The sequence below is a fragment of the Fimbriimonadaceae bacterium genome, assembly GCA_023957775.1.
Lineage (GTDB): Bacteria > Armatimonadota > Fimbriimonadia > Fimbriimonadales > Fimbriimonadaceae > JAMLGR01.
The window spans coordinates 112,324-132,530 of sequence record JAMLGR010000011.1 but is presented as its reverse complement, the minus strand read 5'-3'; the positions used below and the strand labels follow the sequence as shown (position 1 = coordinate 132,530).

Genomic DNA, 20,207 nt, shown 5'->3' with positions numbered 1-20,207 from the left:
GAGACCAGGGAGAACGCGCCGACCCACAGCAGGTGGGGCCGCGCCGCCACGAGACCGAACAGCTGCCGAAGACGGTGCGGCCACGGGCCGGTGGTCAGGACGTTGAAGAGCACCCGGCGGCCGTGCTGGAACCGCCCGAACTGGGCCCACCACGCGTACGCGAGTCGGTTCGGCGCGAGCCGGGCGTTCTTCGCGAGCACCTGGGCCGCCGCGTCAAGCATCACACGGTGGTTCCTGGACATCGAACCGGGACTCTGCCGGTACAAAGCCCCCACCGACGGGTCGTACGCGAGCTTCCATCGCGCGGTGACGCGCATGAGAAGGTCCCAATCCTCGCACGAGCGCAGCGTGGGATCGAAACCCCCGCACTCCTCCACCGCCTCTCGCCGAAACGTCCAGCCCACCGGCGGGCCCCAATTGCGCTTGACCGTTTGATAGAACGGGTTCAACGACGAGACGTGGCGGACCTCGGGCACGCGGTCGAGCATCACGCCCTGTTCGTCGATCTCTCGGTAGTATCCCGCCACAATGCCCACCGCCGGATCGGCCTCGAGGAGCGCGACGCGGGACGCCACGCTGTGCGGAAGCAGCACGTCATCGGAGTCCAGCAGCACGAGCACGCCGCCGCTTGCGTGGCGAATGGCCGTGTTGCGGGCTTCCGAAAGCCCGGCATTGGGTTGGCGGACCAACACGATCCGATCGCCGTACCGTTCGGCAACGGCGGCCGTTCCGTCCGTGGACCCATCGTCCACCACCACGACCTCCACGCGGGGATAGGTTTGCGCCAAGGCGCTGTCGATCGCCTCCGCCAGGACGTGCGCCTGGTTGTAGCAGGGGATAAGGATGCTGGCAAGGATGGGCTCGCGCATGGCGTCGCTTTAGATTCTCGGCTCGCGGTGCCGATCATTCCATGTGGGGAACCGATGAAGATTGGAATCGTGCTGGTACTTGCCTTGGGTCTTGTCGGATGGGTTGGCGCCCGTCAGGATCCCACTCCGCCGTCGAAACCCGCGGCCGCCGCTTACGTGGTGGGCCCGGAAGACGTCTTGGGCATCGTCACGCGCGACGTCGCCGAGGCATCCGGAGAGTTCCTCGTCCGCGCCGACGGGCAGATCACGTTTCCCCTCATCGGCGAGGTGCGCGTCGCCGGGAAGACGCTCGAACAGATTCGAGCGGAGATCACCGATCGGCTGAAGCACGAACTCCGCGATCCCGAGGTCCAGGTCAACGTCAAGCAGATGCGCCCCAACCGCGTCTACGTCCTCGGCCAGGTGCGGGCCGCGGGGGCGCTCGACGCCAAGCCGGGTTGGCACTTGGCCGAACTGATCGCCGCCGCCGGCGGACTCGCAATGCCGCCCGAGCGGCTCAAAGCCGTCGTCTTCCGCCCATCGGGAACGGTGAGCATCGAGATGCGGGAGCTGTTCATCGACGCCAAGGAGTCGGCGAACATCCCGATCTTCCCAGGCGACGTCGTTCACCTGTCCAGCGAACCCACGATCCGCGTCAGCGTCGTGGGCGAGGTGCAGCACCCGGGGCTCATCGACCTGGTGGAGTCGGGCGGTGTCGTCGAAGCGATCGCTGCGGCGGGCGGCCAGACGCAGAAGGCGGGCCTCAGCAGGGCGCGGATCGTCCGAGGGTCCGAGCAGATCCCGGTGGACCTGCACCAGGCGATCCTGCTCGGAAATCCCGCCACAAACGTCCCCTTGCGGGACGGCGACACGATCTACGTCCCCGAGCACAAAGCCAAGGTTTCGGTCATGGGCATGGTCGGAAAGCCCGGCACTTTGGAGATTCCCGACGGCGAAGGACTGACGTTCGTCCAGGCCTTGGGACGGGCGGGGGGACCCATTCGGGACGCGAAGATGGACGGCATCACCCTCGCGCGGGCGGACGCCACAGGCAAGATCGTGCCGAAGAACTACAACTACAAAGACATCCTCGCCGGCAGGAAGGACGCGTCCGACTTCGCCCTTCAAGACGGCGACGTGATCTACGTGGCGCAATCGGGCAAAGCGAACGCCAACCAGGTCGCGCAGATCCTCGGTCTGCTCTTCTCGGGCGGCCGGCTCTTTGGATTCTGAGCCGATGGGGATTCGAGCCAACTCACCCGACAATTCCACTGGCTGGCAATTGGGCGGGGATGCCCGGTGACCTCCAACGGCAATCATGTTTAGGGTCCACTTCAATCGCGTCGTCTGGTTTGCGGTGCTCGGTCTGGGCGCCGGCATCGGCGCCACGTTCGTGCTTCCCAAGGTCTACCAGGCGCAGACCCAGCTCCTGGTGGATGACGGTAAGGCCACAGAGCTGAAGGACTACAGCGCCGAGGTCGCCAACATCCTCGGAGGCGGCTTCGCCAGCGGGATTGAGACCGAGCAGAGCATTCTGCAGAGCAAGCAGATGTTCGGCCTGGCCCTCTCGTCCCTCGCGTCCAAACGCAACGACCCGGGACTGTACGAACACCTTGAAGACCTGTACCAGATGTACGCGGTGCTCGTGGATCGGGGCTCGCGCGCCGTGATCATCCAGGTCAAGGCCAACGACCCCGAAACCGCCACCCAGCTGGCCGACGCGGTCGCCGACGCGTACAACGAGAAGCGCCGCATCTCGGCGCAGCAGGCCAAAAACGAAGCCGAGCTGTACCTCGACAAGAAGGTCGAGGAGGCGCGCGCCGAGTTGGACACCGCGGAGGAGGCGCTCGCCTCCTACAAAGAGAAGTACAACATCACCGACGTCACGACGGCCGAGACCCAGGCGGCGACGTACCTCGCCACCCTGCAGGAGCAGCGCGACCAGGCCAAAGCCCAACTTGCCGCGGTCGAGTCCGAAATCCGGAGCCAGCTCGCCCAGCTCCAAGTGCTCCCCAAGACCGTCGAGGACACGATCAGCCAGGTGCGCACGCCCCTGGTCACCGCATTGGAAGCCCAGCGCGCGCAACTCCAAGCCGATCGCTTGACGGCGCTTCGAACCTACACGCCGGAATCGCGGAAAGTGCAGGACCTCGACGCCCTCATCGAGGAGACCCAGAAGAAGATCCTCGAGGAGAAATCGTCGGAGTGGACCAAGCAGACGCGCACCTTCCGACCCGATCCGGTCCGGCTGGAGCTGGAAAACGCGCTCGCGCTCAGCCGCGTCCAACAGCAGAGCCTCTACTCGAAGGTGGCCAGCGCCGATCGACTCTACTCGGAACAAGAATCGCTGATCTCGGCGCTGCCCGGGCGCTCCCTGGAGTTCGTCCGGCTCTCGCGCGACGCGTCGATCCTCGACGGGCGGTACCGCCAGCTCAAGCAGAACATCGAGCTTCTGAAGAACAAGACCGAGCGCACGATGGGCGTCGCGCAAGTCCTGTTCGCCGCCGAAGCCGATCCCGAGCCCGTGGCGCCGGAGCCGATCAAGCTCGGGTTGGTCGGGCTCATCGGAGGTCTCTGCTTCGGCCTGCTCACCAGCTTCCTCATCGAGTCGATGCGGCTCCCCGTGCGCTCCTCGGGCCAGCTCGCGGAGCTCACGGGTCTGCCGGTGCTCGCGGCGGTCCCCGCGCTCTCGAGACGCAAGGCGAAGAGGCTCCTGCGGACGCTGCCTCGACCGGATTGCCGCCCCAACGAGAGCTTCCGATTCATGGCCTTCGCGCAAATGGCGCGCGGCGAAGAGATGCCCAAGCTCGTGATGTTCACCGGAGTCGGCGGAGATGTCGGATGCAGCAGCTCGGCGGCCCAGTTCGCCCTTGCCGCATCGCGAACGGGTCTGCGGGTGTTGCTCGTCGACTGCGACCTGCGCAACCCCACCCTCACCGACCTGTTCCACGCGCGGGAACGAAGCGGCGTCAGCGACATGCTGAGCCGCACGTTGCTCCCCTCCGACGCCACGTCGCTCGAGATTCCGACCCAGCATGAGAACCTCTTCCTCATCCCCGCGGGTTCGGACGGGAAAGGTGGGCTCGGGGACTACCCAACGTCCCACGTGATTGGGATCATCGAGGGTCTTCGCGAGAAGGCGGACCTCGTGGTGCTCGACACACCGCCGTGCGACGTGCTGGCGGACGCCTCGCGCCTCACGCCCTACGTGGACCACGTGAGCCTCGTCGTATCGGCTGCGACGACGGGCTTCCGGGCGGTGCCCGTGGCGTACGAGATCCTTCAACGATCCGGGGCCAAGGAGATCCAACTCGTCCTCACGCACGCCTCGCCACGCGACGAGCCGTTCTCGCAGCGCACTCGGGCACAGGCGGCCTGAAGTGGAGTTCCGCCGCGTCTCGGTCATCATCCCGGCCTCCAACGCCGAGAAGACGCTTGAGCAGGCCATCCGCTCGGCCTGGGAACAGTCGCGCCCGCCCGACGAGATCGTGGTGGGCGACGACGGTTCGACCGACGGGACCGCCGCGCTTGCCGAAACCCTTGGCGCGCATGTGGTCCGCCTTCCCAAGGGAAACGGGGCCATCGCGCGCAACCAAGCCGTCGACGCCTCGACCGGCGATCTGCTCCTCTTCCTCGACGCCGATGACTGGTGGAAACCCACGAAAGTGGAGGCCCACCTCGAGCGGTGGTCCGAGGCGGAGGCGTCGTTCGTCTTCGACACGGCCCTCCAAGTGAGCTTGCAGGGCCAGGCCGTGGGGCCGATGGGCGCGGGGCCCGATGGGCCGGTCCCCTGGGAGGCTTTCCTCGAGTGGACCACGTGGACCAGCGGTTCGAGTTTCTCCGTCCCGAGAAGCCGCTATCGGGAGATGGGGGGCTTCCGCGAGGAGTTGGTGTCCCAACAAGACGTGGATTTCTGGGTGCGATGCGCTGCCGAAGCGGGCCACGCGGAGCGCATCGCGGCGCCCCACACCTTCTACCGTCTCTCGCCCAACGGCGTCTCGAAACGCCCCCGGGACGTGGAGGCCAACCTGCGTGTGCTTCTCAGCGGCTGGCCCTTTGCGAGCGACGGGCAGAAGGACGCCTTCTTCCAACTGATGGCGCTGACGGCCGCCGGCTTCACGCCGTTTCCCGACTGCATTCAGTATCTTCGGCTGGCCGGTTGGCCGGTCCATCGGCCGAAGTTCTGGCGCGCGCTGGCTCGCTCCCTGCGCGCTGCCTAGACAACGCCCTTGTGTAGGTCGCTTCCAGACGGTCGCGCGCCTGCTCTGGATCGAATTTGGAACGCATCTGGCGCAGGGCGGCCACGCTCAGCTCCGGGTAGGCGGCGCGCCCCTCCCACAGTTCGGCGACGGCCTCGGCCATCTGCCCCCCGAGGCAGTCCATCAGGTCGAGGTACATCGCATCGTACTGCGCCGTTCGCCGCTTGGCGAGGCCGACCCACTTGCCGAGCGCGTCGACCGGCAGGTCGAACAGCCGACCCGCATCGCCGACGATCTCCGGCAGCGCGTACGTACGGGTGGCCAACACCGGCACGCCGAAACCCATCGCCTCCAGACACACGAACCCGAACGTCTCGTTCACGCTCGGCAAAGCGAGGAAGTGGGCGCCCGCCATCGCCTCGAGCACCTGCGCGTTCGTGAGCGAGGGCAGATACTGGATTCCCGAGCGTCGAAGCCGAGCCACCTCGTCGTCCACCACGGAACGCGATTCGGGTCCCGCGACGTCGCCCTTGGACCACCCCAGAGAGGAGACGACCGTCGTCTCCACCGGGACTCCCCGGCGCACAAGCTCCTCGTGCGCGCGCACCAGGGCGGGCCCTCCCTTGCGCATGAAGTCACCGCCGACGAACAGGAGCCGGAGAACATCGGTCGGCGCAGGCCGTGGCCCTTGGACGCGCACCGGGGCGACCGGATACAGCACCTCGGCCTTTTCGAGGAGCGCCTCGCTCCCCGGGTACCTGGCGAGCTGCTTCCGGAACTGGCGCATGGCGAACTCGGAAAAGCCGAAGAGGGCGCGGCACTGGTCGGAATGCAGCCGCGGCAGAAGCACCCGTTCCAACCACGCGATGTACCGATCGTCTGGAACCCGTGGAAGGTAGCTCTCGAACGTCACGACATAGGGAATTCGAGCGGTCAGCGGCACCGCGTTGAGCGTGTGGACGAGGTCGAATCCGCGCCCCGAAACGAACGTGACGGCATCGAGCGCCCGGAGCACACGCGAGCCCCGAATGAGCGGCTTGCGCACCAACTCCACGTTCCGCTGGCCCAGGGCGAAGCAGAACGGGGCGGGATACCCCTCGGGAATCAGCACGCGCGGCTTGGCAGGATCGTGGGTCGTCGGCATCGCTTGAAGTAATTGTCGGCAGACCGCCGGCTACTCCAGCTCTCGAAGCAGGGCGCGGAGAAGAGCGGCCCCCGACGGGTTGCGGGTGACGCCCACCGGCTGCGCCCCCAGCCCGCCGTCGGGCCGAAGCGTCGTGGCGATGATCCGCCCGCTCCCCACGGTCGCGTGCGCAAGGACCGGCGCCTCGGCGTACGTTCGCGTGTCGACCCGATTCATCCACGTCTGCCACGAGGCTTGAGGGAGCAGGGCGGCCAGATCCAGGACACAATCCCCCGAGACGGGCAGGAAGCGCTCCCAATGGTCGGCAAACCCGACCCTCGCCCAGAACGCGTCGTCCAGGAACTCGTAGGCCGACTCCCGCCAAAACGGGGCGCGGACCACCGGACCCTCCTCGAGAAGCAGCAAGACCCGCGCACCCGCCCGCACCCGGTCTTCGAGATCGGGGGGAACGCGGGTGGCGACCAACGGACCCGCCTCCCCAAAGGCTATGTCGTCGAGCCGCCCCGGAGGATCGTATCGGCACCACTGCGCGGCGGCGTCCTTGCTCCAAGGCTCGACGATCCAGAGCGGCCAGTGTTGCGCCGCGCCGCCCCAACGAACGCGCAGCAACACGCCGCCCGGTTCGGCGGCTTCGAACCAGATCTCCCCGAGTTCGCCGGCCGAAAGAGGTTCGACGGAAGCTGCCGGAAGACGCCCCTGGGCGATGCGTCCGCCGGGACGCCGTTCGCCTCGCCAGGCGAAGTCCACCGCGCTCCACTCCACCTCGCCGGAGTGTCCCGCTTCGCTGTGGGCACCCAAGCGAACGTGGACGCCCCCCGCGAAGTGGCTGGAGGCATCGACCCACCCCGGACGGTTCCCCCCGGCGATCCACGGGGGTCGGCGGCGCGGAATCAAGAACATCAAGGTCGGGGAGTTCCACTCGGCGGCCCCCAATTGGGGCTTGAGCTCGCCCCAATCGTCGATCATGCCCGAGGAGGAGACGGGCGTGTCGCGCCATCCCGTGACGACGTACCCACCGATCGATGGCCGGGAACGAACCGCCGCCTGGACCGATCGCCGAACGAACGCCGCCTTCTCCAGGGACGAGCGGTGAAGCGCCTCGTGGCGGGCAGCCTCAGGGTCCACCGCGAACCGGCACGTCTCCAACACCCCCGGGAGATCGTGCTGCCACCGGACACCGATCGCGTTCAACTCCTCGCTGGACTGGGCCCAATACGGCCGCTCCGAACGCATCCGAGGCAGGTCGCGGTGCACGTCGATGTCGTTGAACTCGCCCAGCAGCGTGGGAAGGGGGGTGCGGCTTCCCGGCAGGAGGCTGTCCAGCACCACGGGATAGAACGGCGTGTCGCAGTACGGGTGGAAGTCGTAGAAGTCGCCAAACTCCCTCGGATCGCCGCCGTACATCTCGGCGCCTCCGCTGTTGTCCTTCACCAGGGGACACCCGGTCAGCTCGCGCACGCGTTCGACCAGCGTCTGCCGAAAGCCCGGCGGCGTGGACTCGCTCAGCTCGCACCCCACCGTCCAGCAGACGATCGCGTCGTGGCGCCGAAACTCGAGCACGATGCGCTCCAGTTCCCTGCCCATCGCATCGAGATGCTCTGCGGCCGGGTCCCACAGGGGAAGCTCAAGCCACACGGCCAGGCCGGCTTCCGCGGCCAACTCCAGCCACCGGTGCGAAGGGACCCACAGGCAACACTTCACCGTGTTGAAGCCGAGCGCGCCCATCTGTTCGAACTCGCGCCGCACCGTCTCTTCGAGCGGGTTGGGGTGCCCCGTCTCCGGGTACCAGCCCCAGTGAAGCACGCCCCGCATCAGGAACGGTTTGCCGTCAAGCAGCAGGCGCGTGCCGTCCACCTGGATTCGCGGCGGGCGGGCGTTCGGGAAGTCGGCCAGCGGGTCGTCTCGGGTCTCGAACAGCCAGACGTCGCGGTAGATGCCGCCGAACGTGTGGAAGACGAACGGAAGAAACCCGCTCGCCACGTCGCGAACTGGGTAGGTGGGTCCGCCGTTCTTCCAGACCCGGACCTCGACGTGGACCAACTTTCCCGGGTGGGCTGCAAGCGAGACGGAAAACGCGTCCCAGATACCGGTGTGGCGAACCGCCAATGCACCTTCGATCCACACCTCGGCCGCATACGAAACGCCTTCGAAGACGAGCCAGCCCCCCCGCTGGGGCACGGCAAGCGTGGTTTCGTAGATTGCGGGACCCTCCCAGGAAACGGGAACGTCCTGCCGCCACGCGTGGGGAACAGACACCGCTTCGGCGGGAAGTTCCTCGCCGTAACGAACGGTCCACTCGTGCACGCGCGTCCTCAAGGTCTGGAATTGTTCCACAATTCACCCCGGTCACCCACGAACGGGTGCCGTGCCCACATTCCGCGTCGTAATGGTAAGGGACCCTGAGGCGTCCCTTAGAGGACGACTCGTTCAAGGAGGAACCCCACCCATGTTCACTGTTTTCGCTGCCGCGCTCGCGATGTCCCCGGTCGAAGCGACCCTCAAACTCGTCGCGAGCAAGCCGCTGGTCGGCGTCCGCGCGATCAACATCTCGGCCGCACCGACCGGCACCAAGTTCGCCATCACGGCGGAGGACAACTCGGTCCGCATCTACGACGCCGCAACGCGCCAGCTCATCAAGACGATGACCGGCCACCCGCAGCAAGCAATGGCGATCGCATGGAGCCAGGACGGCACGATGATCGCCACGGGCGACGAGTCGGCCCGCATCTTCGTTTGGAGCGCGAGCACCGGCGCAAAGCTGCGGGAACTGCGAGGCCACCAACGCGGCATCCAGAACCTGTGTTTCAACTACCCGCGAACGCTCTTGCTCAGTACGGGAAAGGACGATGCCATGAAGGTCTGGGACCTCTCGACCGGCAAAGTGAAGGCCACGATCCTCGGAAAGGGCGCCAACTTCTTCGGCGGGACGTTCAAGGCCAAGGGGAACGACATCGGGGTCGGCGTTCTCAACATCGGAGGGCGCCTTTACGGTCCTGATTTCAAAGTCAAGGGCTTTCTCACGGGCCACGGCGGCCAAGGGGTCTTCGATATCGACTTCAACAAGGCGGGCACCCGTGCGCTGACGTGCGGCAAGGACGGCAACGGCGCGATTTGGGACGTGAAGGCGATGTCCCGCCTCAACTACCTCCGCGGCCACAAGGACTGGGTGGTTTGGGGCAATTTCTCGCCGAACGGCAAATACGTGGCAACGAGCTCGACGGACACGACGGTCCGTGTTTGGAACATCTACTCCTACCGGCCCGAACTCGTGTTTGAGAACCAGAGCTCGCTGGGTTCGCCCTTGGCGTGGACGGGCAACGGCAAATACCTGATCACGGTCAATCTCGACGGATTCCTCACGGTCAACGAGATCGCTCCGGCCCAGGGCTGATCCGAGTGGCTTTCATTGCACGCCCGTCAAGCGGGCGTGGCACCCCTCCGGGTGGCTCTCATTGCACGCCCTTTGGCGGTTCCGACTGGGCCTTCAGCCATTGAAGGGCGGCGTCTCTGTCGCCAGGTGCCAGGGTTCCCTCCAGCACCTGTTCGGTGAGGAGCCGCTTCCAGACACCGACCTCGGGCCCGGGCTCGAGGTGGCGCACCTCCATGATCTCTGCGCCGGTCAGCGGGCTGACCAGCACCTCGCGCGGGGTCGCGGCCTCGGCCTCCTCGAGTTGCCTGCGAATGGGTCCGAGGTCGACCGCGCGCACTCCCGGCTTCAGAGCAGAGGCGTCGGCTTCGACGAGTGCGAGGAGCCGCTCCGTGTCCTCCCCCAGGTCCCGTAGAACCCTCCGCGCGGCCGCGGGCGTAAACACGGGCGCGCTGCCCAGGCGCATGTGGCCGCGCACCAAACGGGCCACCGATTCGACCACCTCGTGCGGCACGCGAAGGCGATTGAGAATCTGCCAGGTCATCTTCTCGCCAACGATCTCGTGCCCGAAGAACCGCGTGGCCCCCTCCTCGTCGACGGATCGGGTAGACGGCTTCCCCACGTCGTGAAGCAGCGCTGCCAGGGTCAGCACGAGGTCGCCCGGTCCCGCGTTGCGCACGACGAGCAGGCTGTGGTCCCACACGTCGAGGTGGTGGAAGCCGCCCTGCTCCACGCCGACCATCGCGACGAACTCCGGAAGAAGGTCGTCGAAGAGCCCCAGGCGCATCAGATCGGCCAGGCACTGGTCCGCGTCGCGGAAGCGCAGCATTCGAAGCAGCTCGTCCCGGTACCGCTCCGCGCTGATGATCGAGAGGCGCCCGCGTTCTGCCCGGATCGCGGCCTCGAGCCCTTCCGCGAACTCGAAGCCCAGTTGCCACCGCAGGCGAACGGCGCGCAGCATGCGCAGGGGATCGTCGCGGAACGTGGCGTCCGGAGGCAGAGGCGTGCGGAGCACCTTCGCCTCGAGATCTTCGAGGCCGCAGCCCAAAGGGTCGCGAAGATCGCCCGTGTGCACATTCCGGATCAGCGTATTGACCGTGAAGTCGCGCCGCCGGGCGTCCTCCTCGAGCGTCGCGGGGCGCACCTCCGGTTTCCGCGAGTCCGGGTCGTAGCTCTCCGCGCGGGCCGTGACCAGCTCGACGTCGGCGTCCTCGATTCGCACCAGGGCCGTCCCGAATCGGGGGTAGGTGACCGGCGCGATCGAGGAGGTCCCGCGCTCAAACAAGAGTTCGGCGAGGGCCACCGCCGACAGCTCGGTGACGAGGTCCAGGTCGGCGGAAACGGGTCGGCCCAAGAGCGGGTCGCGCACGGCGCCTCCGACTAGCCAAAGGGCCCCCTCGTAAGGGGTGCCCTTCGTGGCCTCCGCCAGCATTTCGATCGCCCGATGCACGCTCTATTGTGAGCGCATGGAGCCTAGATCTTCTCGATCCGCTGCACCTGCTCGATCTGGGCTAGCGCTTCCAGCTTGGCGGCGTCGACGATGCCGAACACGACGCGGAGACCCTCGTCCACCACCTCGACCTTGGCGCCCGCCTTCTTCAACTTGTCCAGCGTCCCGGGGTCTGTGTCGGCCAGCCAGATCTGCACCTCTTGCTGTCCCTTGGCGCCGCGAAGCGGCTGAGCGATCTTGGTGCGCACGTTGAACTCGTGCAACTCCTTCTCGGTCATGCCGGACTTCGTTTCGGCCTTGTCGCGCGCCGGAGGAGTGGTGGTGGAAAGCGATTTGGCGGCCGCGGCCCCGCTAAATCCTCCGCCGCCAAATCCTCCGCCTCCAAAGCCGTAGCTCGCGGAACGGGCGAAGGCCCCAGGACGGTTGCCGAAGATGCCCTCGTAACTCACCCCGTCCGCCATCTCGACCGGCACGCGCACGGTGCGCTGCTTGCCCCCGATGTTGACGACCCGCGACTCTACGGCCACGAACGACGTGTACTGGGACATGATGCCGAACTCCAGCGCGACGTCCACGATCGCGGACGTGTCCTCGGCGTTGCCTCCCCGCTGCGCGGCAAGCCAGTTCTGACGCATGAGCTGGTCCACCCGCTCGCGCGCCCAGAGCGAGGCGATGGCCGACCCGTACTGGTCGCGGGCGGGCAGGACCACCGGATAGGCGTGCGTCCAAACCTCCCCGCCGTACTTGCCGGAGACGATCACCCTGCCGGTGCCAGGCTGGGAGTAGCGCCCCTTGACGACGATCGGCTTCTCGCTGAACACGTCGGGGATCGCCTCGGGCAACACCTGGTCGACCGAAACCCCTTCGAATCGAACCGAGACGTCGGTGAGGATCGGGCTGCGCGTGCGCTGCACGAATCGCTCAACCGCCTTGTCGGCACCCTCGGCGAGGGTCACGATCTCCGAGTCACCCTTGCCCTCGGCGCTCATCGAGTCGATGAGGAATCGGTTGACGGAGTTCCCGATGCCGAACGTGAACATGCGTGCGGCTCCCCGGTTCTTCTGGATCGCATCGAGAATCTCGAACTCGTTGCCGACGAATCCGTCGGTGTTGAACACCACGAGCCGCAATCGGTCCGGATCCGGCTCCGGCTGCAGCGCGGCTTGGACCGCGGAGAGGAGTTGAGTGCCGCCGTTGGCTTGCAGCCCCTCCACGAACCGCTGCGCCTCTCCGAGATTCTCGGAGGTCACGCGTCGGGGCCCCGACCACAACTGGCGCACGCCGTTGGCAAAGCTGATCACGTTGAACGTGTCCTCGGGGTTCAGGGTGCGGATGAGCTGCAGGGTCAGCTCCTTGGATTTCTCGATGGGGAATCCGGACTGGCTACCGCTCTGATCCATCACGAAGACCACTTCCTTGGGCGCGATGTCTTCCGAGCGCGGCTCCTTGGGCGGCATCAGGACGAGCGTGAAGAACCCTCCCTTCTGCGGATCCGCATGGGTGAGGACGGCGCCCGTGACTCCGTCGCCCGCCACGCGGTAGCGGAGGATGAAGTCGCGGTTCGGAATCTCGTCCTTGCGGCTGAGCGTGATGGTCGCACGGCTCGGCCCGTCTCGCTTCGTGCTCGTGGCATGAAGGACCGACTCGAGATTCTGGATGGGCGCTCCGGCATCCAACCGGGCGGTGAGTTCGATGTTCGCCCCGGTCCGCATGCCCTTGGGCACGATCGGAGGGGTGAGAAGTTGGTTGTCGGGCGTCTTGGCCGTCACGAAGCGGGGCCCCACCACCATCGGAAAACTGAACTCGAATTGACCCTCTTCGTACTTGAGAACCTGCACATAACTGATCTCGATGCGCACCTTGGCGCCAGGCATGATGTTGGCCACCGACTGGGTGAACAGATTCGGGCGCTCCTGGTCGAGCAGGCCTGCCACCTGGCCCTGGCTCTTGGCGGCCTCATAGATGCGCCGCGCCTCCTCGCGCCGGCGGATCATGCCCTCGACAACGCGGTCCCCGACCTGCATGCGCATGCGATCGACGGCGGCGTCCGCGGGCAGAGGAAACGTGTACAAAGCCTCGATCGGGGTCCGCGTGGGATTGGCGAAGGTCTGCACGACCGTGACCCGCGCCCCGAACCCGGCGATGTCCGCGTCGACCTTCGTGCCTTCGAGGGGACACAGGGGGCCCGCCTTCCCGTCCGGTCCCATGATCGTCAACTGACCGGGAGCGGCATCTTCGGCGGGCCCTTGGGCAAAGCCCGTCCCGGCAATCAATACTCCCGCGATTCCTAACAACAGCATCCTCGCACCTCTCTCTCGATTCGTTGCTGATAGTGGGAAGCCTCGGGCGACCGAGCGTTACGGTGGAATTCCCTCTCGACGCCAAATCCTGCCGGCTTCACCAGCCAATCCGAGCAGAAACAGGCCGTTCTTATGAGTTCTTACGCTCTTAGCCATGCAGACTTATGGGTTTTACACACATGTCTTGATAGACTTTATTCATGGAGAAGACGGCACACGGGTCCGGTGCAAGGAAGCACCGCATTCATGCAACCCACACGACCGTGTCCTTCGGGAGAGCTTGGGCCCGTGGCCGCAATTTCCAGATGAAAACCAATCACGACCAAGGGGGTCACACAACATGCTTTACTGGGCAGCAGTATTCTTTTTGATCGCACTCGTCGCAGGAGTGTTCGGATTCGGAGGCGTGGCAGGCGCATCTGCGGGAATCGCGCAGATTCTGTTCTTCGTCTTCCTCGTCCTGATGCTGATTTCGTTCATCGCGGGGCGACGCCCGACCACTTAGCGAACGACACACCTCTCACATCGAGCTCCCAAGCCCCACCCAACGGCGGCGTCTTGGGAGCGTTCACCGTTCGACCGCCGTTGGAAGGAGAATCCCATGTCCATCAAATTCGCGCCATGGCCCATCCTGGCCCTTGCAGCCGTCCTCTACGTCACTGCCGGGTGCGACGACACCGCGGCCGGCGCTGCGAAAGACACGAAGGAGATTTCACAAGACGTCGAGCAAGGTGCGGACCGCGCGGCCGAGTCCACCTCCGAGGCGGCACGGAGCGCGGTTGCCGCGACGGTGCTGACGCCTGAGATCAAGGGGGCGATCGTCGCCAACCCATTGCTCAACGATCCCGGAAACGCGATCAACGTGGAGAGCGACGAGACGAGCGTTCGGTTGACGGGGACGGTCAAGACCGAAGAGATGAAGGACACCGCGGGTCAAATCGCCCAACGAATCCTCGACGAGCAGCACGCCTCGCAGGCTCTAAGCAACGAGTTGAAGGTCGTGGGCTAACCTCTCGCACATTGCTCCCGTTCATCGATGCCGCGCTCCGTGGGAGTCGCGGCATCTTTTGCACTTGAACGCCTGCAGATCCCATCGCTAATCCGTAAACGAGCCCCTACTTGCCGGGAACCTTTCCCGGTTGGAGGTCTTCTAAGAAAGGAGGATGCCGAGCGTTCGCCTGCGCGATCGACATCCCTACGGATTGACCTATGAGCCAAGTAGCCAAGCCTTTCAAACACCGCGTTCTCGTCATCGAGGACGATGCCCCTATCAGGAGGTTGCTTCGGGCCGCAATGGAAGATACGGAGTTCAAACTCCTCGAGGCCGAGACCGGCGCCCAGGGGTTGGAGTTGGCAGCCAGGAAGAACCCCGACGTCATCCTGCTCGATCTCGGGCTTCCCGATCTTGACGGGGCCGAGATCATCCAGCGGGTCCGCGAATGGAGCCAGCTCCCGATCCTGGTTCTCTCGGCACGAGGTCAGGAAGGCTACAAGGTCCACTGCCTCGAGGCCGGGGCGGACGACTATGTGATGAAGCCCTTCGGGATCGCCGAGTTGTTCGCGCGTCTCCGGGCGGCGTTGCGCCGCGCACCCACTTCGAGCGAGTCCATCCAAGACCCGGTTTTCGAACACGGACACCTCAAGGTGGACATGTCCGCGCGAAGAATCGAGGTCCATGGAGAAGAGGTGCATCTCACGCCTCTGGAGTACCGCCTCCTGTGCACCCTCATCCGTCACGCAGGCAAAGTGGTGACGCACCGGCAACTGCTGCAAGAGGTGTGGGGACCCGAGTATGCGGATGAAGCGCAATACCTTCGGGTCTACATGGGCTATCTGCGCAAGAAGCTGGAGACCGGCGATCAGAAGCTGTTCCTGACCGAACCGCGAGTCGGCTACCGGCTCGCGGTGTAGGGGCCGACTCTTACGTCGGCGGCTCCGCATGGAGCACGCGGCGGATGGACTCCGTCAGGCGCATCCGGTCGATCGGCTTGGCCAGATGGTCGTCGAAACCCAGGTTCAACGCCGATTCGCGATCCTCTGTGCGGGCAAACGCCGTGAGCGCAATCGCGGGCGTGCGGGCGCCTGTCTCCGACTCCCTGAGTTCGCGGATGAACTCCAATCCGTCCTTCTGAGGCATGCTCAGATCGCTGATCAGAACATCCGGCTGCCTGGACGCCATGGCTTCGAGCGCCTCGTCCGCGGAGTGAAACACATCCACCGTTGCCCCTTGGACCGTGAGCAGGCGGGAAAGAACTTCCGTGGTGTTCTCGTCGTCGTCCACCACCATCAGACGCAGGCCGCGAAGTTCGTGGCTGCCGTTGCCTTGCTTTGGAGGCGGGGCCTCGTCTGTTACGGACAATGGAAGTTCGACCACGAAGGTCGCTCCCTTGCCCCGACCCGCGCTCGATGCTTCCACGGTCCCGCCATGAAGCTCGACCAGTTCCTTGACGATCGCAAGGCCGAGGCCGAGACCTCCGTGCTTGCGCGAGCTGGAGGAGTCGCCTTGGCGGAAACGGTCGAACAAGAACGGCAGGAATGCCTCATCGATGCCCTCGCCGTTGTCGGCGACCCGCAGGCTTGCCTGGTTGCCTGTCCGATTCAGCCTGACCCGAATGCGCCCGCCCGCCGGGGTGAACTTCACCGCGTTGTTCAAGATGTTCCAGACGACTTGGGTCAACCGCTCATCGTCGCCGTCGACGCGGCACGGCCCCTCCGGGATGTGCAGGGACAGCTTGACGCCCTTCTCGTCGAGACGCTGCCTGAGAGAATCGACCGCGTTCTGGACGACCGTTCCCAAATCGACGACCTCCCTTTCTAGCTGGAGCTTCCCCGATCCGATTCGGCTCAAGTCCAAAAGGTCCTCGATGAGTTGGGATTGAATGCGCGTGCTCCGCTCGATGGTCTTGAGCCCTTGGAGCAGGGTTTCCGGCTGGTCGGCCTTGAGCTGCAGCAGTTCGGCCCATCCAAGGATGGTCGTGAGGGGCGTGCGAAGTTCGTGCGACATGGTGGCGATGAAGTCGTCCTTGAGCGCGTTCGCGCGTTCCGCTTCGCTTCTCGCGGAGCGCTCGGCCGCAAGAAGCCCTTCTCGCTCCTGCTCCCAGAGGCGTTTTTCATGGACGTCGCTCGCCATCCAGATCCACTCCTCGACGCTCCCATCGGCACGCTTGAGCGGCACAACGTACAGGCTGACGTAGCGAAACTCCTCGTGCGAGGCGGACCAGAGACACGCGTCCAACCTTTGGGCGGTACGCTCGCGAATTCCTCGGCGCAACGTCTTCCGCAAGGCGGGCCGGTCCTCCCCTGCAAAACGTTCGAGCCAACCCTTGCCTTGCTGTGCCAGCCAGCCCTGGCCCGTGGCGAACTGCCACTGCGCTTGGGGCGCGACGATCCGCCCGTCCGCATCCGTGCTCCACACCACGTTGGCGGCCACTTCGACCAGCAGACGATTCCTCTCCTCCGAGGTGCGCAGCAACTCCTCGTTCCGCTTGCGTTCGGTGATCTCGGTGACGATTTCTCCCACCGCCTGCACGCGCCCCAGATCGTCGATCACCGGGTAGAAGCTCACCAGCCACGATCGGGGCACGTGGGGCTCGCGGGGGGTTTCGCCCGCGATCTCCACATTCTGGATGGCCAGCTTGGTGCGGAACACCTGGTCCAGCATGGGTTCGATCGCAGGCGCGAGCGATGGCAGCACCTCGCCGATCGGTCGGCCGATCGAGTCCAGCGCCGGCACGCCGTTGATCTCCGCGAGGTAGTTGTTGATCCGCAGGTAGCGGTGCTCCCGGTCGAAGTAGGCGAGCCCGATCGGCGCGTTGGCCAGCAGGGCGTCGAGTTTGGCGTAGGCCCGCGCGCGCTCCATGCTGATGCGCGCGACGTCGGCCTCGTCCCGCTTCCGTGCCGTGATGTCGCGCAAATAGATCACCAGGCCGTGGGACGAGGGGTAGACGGCGACGTCCAGCCAGGCGCCGCGCTTCTCATCGAACTGCTCGAGGCGCTGGGGGGCCGAGGTCGCCAACGCCTCCCGCACCTTCGCTTCGATCTCCGTGGAGACCCAGTGGGGTGCGACCTCCCACAAAGTGCGCCCAAGCACCGTCTTCGAAGCGCCCATCGCCCGGATCGCCTCGTCGTTGACCTGGATCAGCCGCAGATCCGGTGCAACGACCACGAGCCCGTCGGTGACGCTGTCCAGAAGGCTCGCCATCCGGAGGCGACTGTCCTCAAGGTGCGTCGCGATTTCACGGTTGAAGATCGCAGAATTCCTGAGCCGTTCGCACAGCCAGGTGATCGTGAGGGCGACCAACGTGTAGGACGCGGTCACCACCTGCTCTCGATACCCGAGGGCTCCCGTGTCCCCGCGCAGAAAGAGGACCGCCCCGAGCACAGCGGTCGCCACCGAAGCGAACAGGCCCGGGCCGATGCCTCCGATGTACGCCGAAACGACGACCGCGAAGAGGAGCAACGCGATGGGTCCGCGCGGGCCGAGAAGGGGGTCCAGGCCAAGTCGGAGCCACAAAGCACCGGCGACCGCCGCTGAGGCGACCGCATAGCCAATCCAGGGAGGCAATCGCCTCCCTCCGACCTGGATGCTCACGACACTCTCACCCGATCCACCATTCCGTCACGCAACCGTTGAAGGAAGATCCGGCGAGGGTCTTGGCAGGTCCTCGCCGGGCGGTTCCCAAACCCAAGCATACGACGCCTCACCCGAATCGCCAAAGGATGCCGATGAGGGAGTGGGCGGCCTCGTCTCTACCGTGTCGCACCACGGCCGGAGGCGGTCGCGGCATCCATCGAGGCGTAGGATGCGACGTCGAGGCCCCCATACTTCGCGAGAATCCCCTCGACCTTGGACTCCGACACGGTCCCGGAAGGCGCCGTGACGGCAATCAAGGCGCCGCTCGCGGCCAACGTCTCGTGGTAGCGCACGATCATGTCCTCGCCGACACCCTGGTCCTTGAGATAGCCGGTCAGCCCGCCCGCAATGGCTCCCGCCGCGGTTGCACCGGCGACACCGGCCAGCGCCGTGCCGAGCGCCCCGCCGCCGAGCACCAATCCGACGCCGGGGATGAACACGGTCGCCGCCGCAGCCAGCACACCCAGACCCAGGCCGAACCCCGCCCCCACTTCCGCGCCGGCAGCGGCGTCATCGGCCGTGGTCGTCGTGATGCCTGTTTCGACATTTTCGCGGAGCCGAACCGAATGGCCAAGGGCCGTCTGGTTGGAACGGTCAAGGTACTCGTGGTCGAACACCACGCTCACGTCGTCGGATTCCACGCCGTGGTCGAGCAAAGCCCCGATGGCCTTCTCCGCACCGTTGGACTCTTCAAATCGCGCTAGAACCGTTCGTCTCATCATCAGCGTTCCTCCTAAGGGAAACCGTCGGATCGGCGCCTCAGCTGCCACCCGCGGTCCCACTTGCCGTTTTCCAACGCGCGTGCGTCGAGCGGGGATCCCATCTAAACGGATTTCTTACTCCACCGCGGCGGGCGTGGGCGCCGACGTCTCGGAGGGGCGTTCGCCGACCTCGTGTTCCGACTCGTGCGTGTACTCGACCAGGGCCGTCGCGCGCGACCACAGTCCCGCGACCCCGACGCAGAGCGCGCCGCCGAGCACGATCGAGAACCGCACTCCGGCCAATGTCGCCACGGCACCGGCCTCGAAGTCCCCCAGTTGAGGACCCGAGATGTGGAACAGGCTGCTGGTCGCGGTCATGCGGCCGCGCAACTCGTCGGGCGTCGCAAGCTGCCGGATCGTCTGCCGCATCACGGTGCTGATCATGTCGGCGGCCCCGCCGACCGCCAAGCTCAGGGCGGCAACCCAAAGGTTGGGGGACAACCCAAACGCGATCGTCGCGAGACCAAACACCCCGATCATGATCACGACCAATCGCCCCTGTCTCCGCACCGTCGGCATCAGCGCCAGACCGGCCGCGGCAAGCATCGCTCCCACCCCGGTGGCGGCCGACAGCACGCCAAACGCCACCGCGCCCAATCCCAAAACGTCGGCGGCAAAGGAGGGGATCAACGCCTCGGCGCCCGACAGGAACGTCGCCCAAAAGTCGATCCACATCGCGCTGCGGACGGCGGGAGTCCGGTTCACGAAGGTCAGGCCGTCCTTGATGCGATCCAGGACCTCCCAAATCGACCGCGCGCGGTCCGCGGCGTTCTGCGCCCGCATCGACGGGAAGCGGTAGATCACGAGCAGCACAGCGCCAAACGAGATCGCGTTGAGCGCGTAGCACAAGCTGATGCCGCCCAGCCCCGCCAAGCCGCCCGAGGCGATCAGAACACCCGCCAACATCGGACCGAGCACGTCGGTCAAACGCCACGTGATGCCGTTGAGGCTCGCCGCGTTCGGAAAATCCGTCCGGGGAACGAGGTTCACCACGAGCGATTGGCGCGCAGGACCGTCGAACGCCCTCGCGACCGAGTAGATCGCCACGACCACGTACATCGGCCACACGGACTCCTCCGCCCGCAGGCTCAGCAAGAACAGGGCGAGCGCGGTGATCGCCATCCCGGTTTGCGTTGCGAGGAGCACTTTGCGCCGATCGGCTTGGTCGGCCAGCACCCCGCCAAAGAGCGTGAACAAGACCAGGGGTCCGACGCGGACGAGGCCCAACAGCCCCACCATCAGCGGGCTTCCGGTCAGTTGGAAAATATGCCACGCCAGTGCGGCTCCCTGGATGCGGGTCCCCAAATTGGATACAAACGCGCCCGTCAGATAGCTGCGAAAGTAGTGGTGGCGGAGTGCGGGCAGGCGCATGGGCGGGGGTTCAACCCATTATGAAGCCCTGCACGGCCTGCCGTCCGTTCTCTGTCCAACGAAACACGGACAGAGTAGCAAGGTCACGCTCCCAAGTCCAACATCGCACAAGATGGAAGCGGGGGACGGGCCTC

At 65.8% G+C, this 20,207-nt stretch carries 15 protein-coding genes; 7 read left to right on the top strand and 8 right to left on the bottom strand.

Annotated elements, in window-relative coordinates:
* Window positions 1-869, bottom strand: an 869-nt coding sequence (locus M9921_10720) for a glycosyltransferase (protein ID MCO5297319.1), incomplete at its 3' end; no start/stop codon positions are given.
* A 54-nt stretch (window positions 870-923) separates the two neighbouring features.
* On the opposite strand from M9921_10720, the gene M9921_10715 reads away from it, so the two are divergent.
* The 3 genes from M9921_10715 (at window position 924) to M9921_10705 (ending at window position 5,068) form a co-directional block, all read left to right on the top strand.
* A complete protein-coding gene (locus M9921_10715) occupies window positions 924-2,081 on the top strand; it encodes an SLBB domain-containing protein (GenBank protein ID MCO5297318.1) in 1,158 nt (385 codons plus the stop codon).
* 85 nt (window positions 2,082-2,166) lie between these two features.
* A complete protein-coding gene (locus M9921_10710; GenBank protein MCO5297317.1) occupies window positions 2,167-4,227 on the top strand; it encodes a hypothetical protein in 2,061 nt (686 codons plus the stop codon).
* 1 nt (window position 4,228) lies between these two features.
* Window positions 4,229-5,068, top strand: coding sequence for a glycosyltransferase (locus M9921_10705; GenBank protein ID MCO5297316.1), 840 nt, complete (start codon window positions 4,229-4,231; stop codon window positions 5,066-5,068).
* On the opposite strand, the gene M9921_10700 is transcribed toward M9921_10705, so the two are convergent.
* Window positions 4,965-6,191 carry a glycosyltransferase family 4 protein gene (locus tag M9921_10700; protein MCO5297315.1) on the bottom strand — a complete coding sequence of 409 codons (1,227 nt, stop codon included), beginning with the start codon at window positions 6,189-6,191 and terminating at the stop codon, window positions 4,965-4,967. The genes M9921_10705 and M9921_10700 overlap by 104 nt on opposite strands.
* Before the next feature lie 30 nt (window positions 6,192-6,221).
* Window positions 6,222-8,507 (bottom strand): hypothetical protein, encoded by a 2,286-nt coding sequence (locus M9921_10695; protein MCO5297314.1) that lies wholly within the window; start codon window positions 8,505-8,507, stop codon window positions 6,222-6,224.
* A 130-nt stretch (window positions 8,508-8,637) separates the two neighbouring features.
* Here M9921_10695 and M9921_10690 point away from each other — a divergent pair, with 130 nt between their 5' ends.
* Window positions 8,638-9,582 carry a WD40 repeat domain-containing protein gene (locus tag M9921_10690; GenBank protein ID MCO5297313.1) on the top strand — a complete coding sequence of 315 codons (945 nt, stop codon included), beginning with the start codon at window positions 8,638-8,640 and terminating at the stop codon, window positions 9,580-9,582.
* A gap of 58 nt (window positions 9,583-9,640) precedes the next feature.
* Here the strand turns inward: M9921_10690 and M9921_10685 are convergent, their stop codons facing one another.
* Complete coding sequence (locus M9921_10685; protein ID MCO5297312.1) at window positions 9,641-11,008, bottom strand: CCA tRNA nucleotidyltransferase; 1,368 nt, start codon at window positions 11,006-11,008, stop codon at window positions 9,641-9,643.
* 23 nt (window positions 11,009-11,031) lie between these two features.
* Complete coding sequence (locus M9921_10680) at window positions 11,032-13,308, bottom strand: VIT and VWA domain-containing protein (GenBank protein ID MCO5297311.1); 2,277 nt, start codon at window positions 13,306-13,308, stop codon at window positions 11,032-11,034.
* A gap of 340 nt (window positions 13,309-13,648) precedes the next feature.
* Here M9921_10680 and M9921_10675 point away from each other — a divergent pair, with 340 nt between their 5' ends.
* The 3 genes from M9921_10675 (at window position 13,649) to M9921_10665 (ending at window position 15,219) form a co-directional block, all read left to right on the top strand.
* Window positions 13,649-13,813: a DUF1328 domain-containing protein gene (locus tag M9921_10675; protein ID MCO5297310.1), complete on the top strand. Its 165-nt coding sequence runs from the start codon at window positions 13,649-13,651 to the stop codon at window positions 13,811-13,813.
* Window positions 13,814-13,909: 96 nt separating this feature from the next.
* Complete coding sequence (locus tag M9921_10670; protein ID MCO5297309.1) at window positions 13,910-14,317, top strand: BON domain-containing protein; 408 nt, start codon at window positions 13,910-13,912, stop codon at window positions 14,315-14,317.
* Between the two features lie 269 nt (window positions 14,318-14,586).
* Complete coding sequence (locus M9921_10665) at window positions 14,587-15,219, top strand: response regulator (protein ID MCO5297308.1); 633 nt, start codon at window positions 14,587-14,589, stop codon at window positions 15,217-15,219.
* A gap of 10 nt (window positions 15,220-15,229) precedes the next feature.
* On the opposite strand, the gene M9921_10660 is transcribed toward M9921_10665, so the two are convergent.
* The 3 genes from M9921_10660 to M9921_10650 form a co-directional block, all read right to left on the bottom strand.
* Window positions 15,230-17,872 carry a PAS domain-containing protein gene (locus tag M9921_10660; GenBank protein MCO5297307.1) on the bottom strand — a complete coding sequence of 881 codons (2,643 nt, stop codon included), beginning with the start codon at window positions 17,870-17,872 and terminating at the stop codon, window positions 15,230-15,232.
* A 185-nt stretch (window positions 17,873-18,057) separates the two neighbouring features.
* Window positions 18,058-18,663 (bottom strand): hypothetical protein, encoded by a 606-nt coding sequence (locus M9921_10655; GenBank protein ID MCO5297306.1) that lies wholly within the window; start codon window positions 18,661-18,663, stop codon window positions 18,058-18,060.
* Window positions 18,664-18,777: 114 nt separating this feature from the next.
* The gene (locus tag M9921_10650; GenBank protein MCO5297305.1) at window positions 18,778-20,073 is read right to left on the bottom strand and encodes an MFS transporter; all 1,296 of its coding nucleotides are present in this window, start codon (window positions 20,071-20,073) and stop codon (window positions 18,778-18,780) included.
* Window positions 20,074-20,207 lie beyond the last annotated feature (134 nt).

Bases quoted from the DNA above. Each gene is read 5' to 3' on its own strand.
- M9921_10715 (MCO5297318.1), top strand. From the start codon at position 924: ATGAAGATTGGAATCGTGCTGGTACTTGCCTTGGGTCTTGTCGGATGG.
- M9921_10710 (MCO5297317.1), top strand. From the start codon at position 2,167: ATGTTTAGGGTCCACTTCAATCGCGTCGTCTGGTTTGCGGTGCTCGGT.
- M9921_10700 (MCO5297315.1), bottom strand. From the start codon at position 6,191: ATGCCGACGACCCACGATCCTGCCAAGCCGCGCGTGCTGATTCCCGAG.
- M9921_10690 (MCO5297313.1), top strand. From the start codon at position 8,638: ATGTTCACTGTTTTCGCTGCCGCGCTCGCGATGTCCCCGGTCGAAGCG.
- M9921_10680 (MCO5297311.1), bottom strand. From the start codon at position 13,308: ATGCTGTTGTTAGGAATCGCGGGAGTATTGATTGCCGGGACGGGCTTT.
- M9921_10675 (MCO5297310.1), top strand. From the start codon at position 13,649: ATGCTTTACTGGGCAGCAGTATTCTTTTTGATCGCACTCGTCGCAGGA.
- M9921_10670 (MCO5297309.1), top strand. From the start codon at position 13,910: ATGTCCATCAAATTCGCGCCATGGCCCATCCTGGCCCTTGCAGCCGTC.
- M9921_10655 (MCO5297306.1), bottom strand. From the start codon at position 18,663: ATGATGAGACGAACGGTTCTAGCGCGATTTGAAGAGTCCAACGGTGCG.
- M9921_10650 (MCO5297305.1), bottom strand. From the start codon at position 20,073: ATGCGCCTGCCCGCACTCCGCCACCACTACTTTCGCAGCTATCTGACG.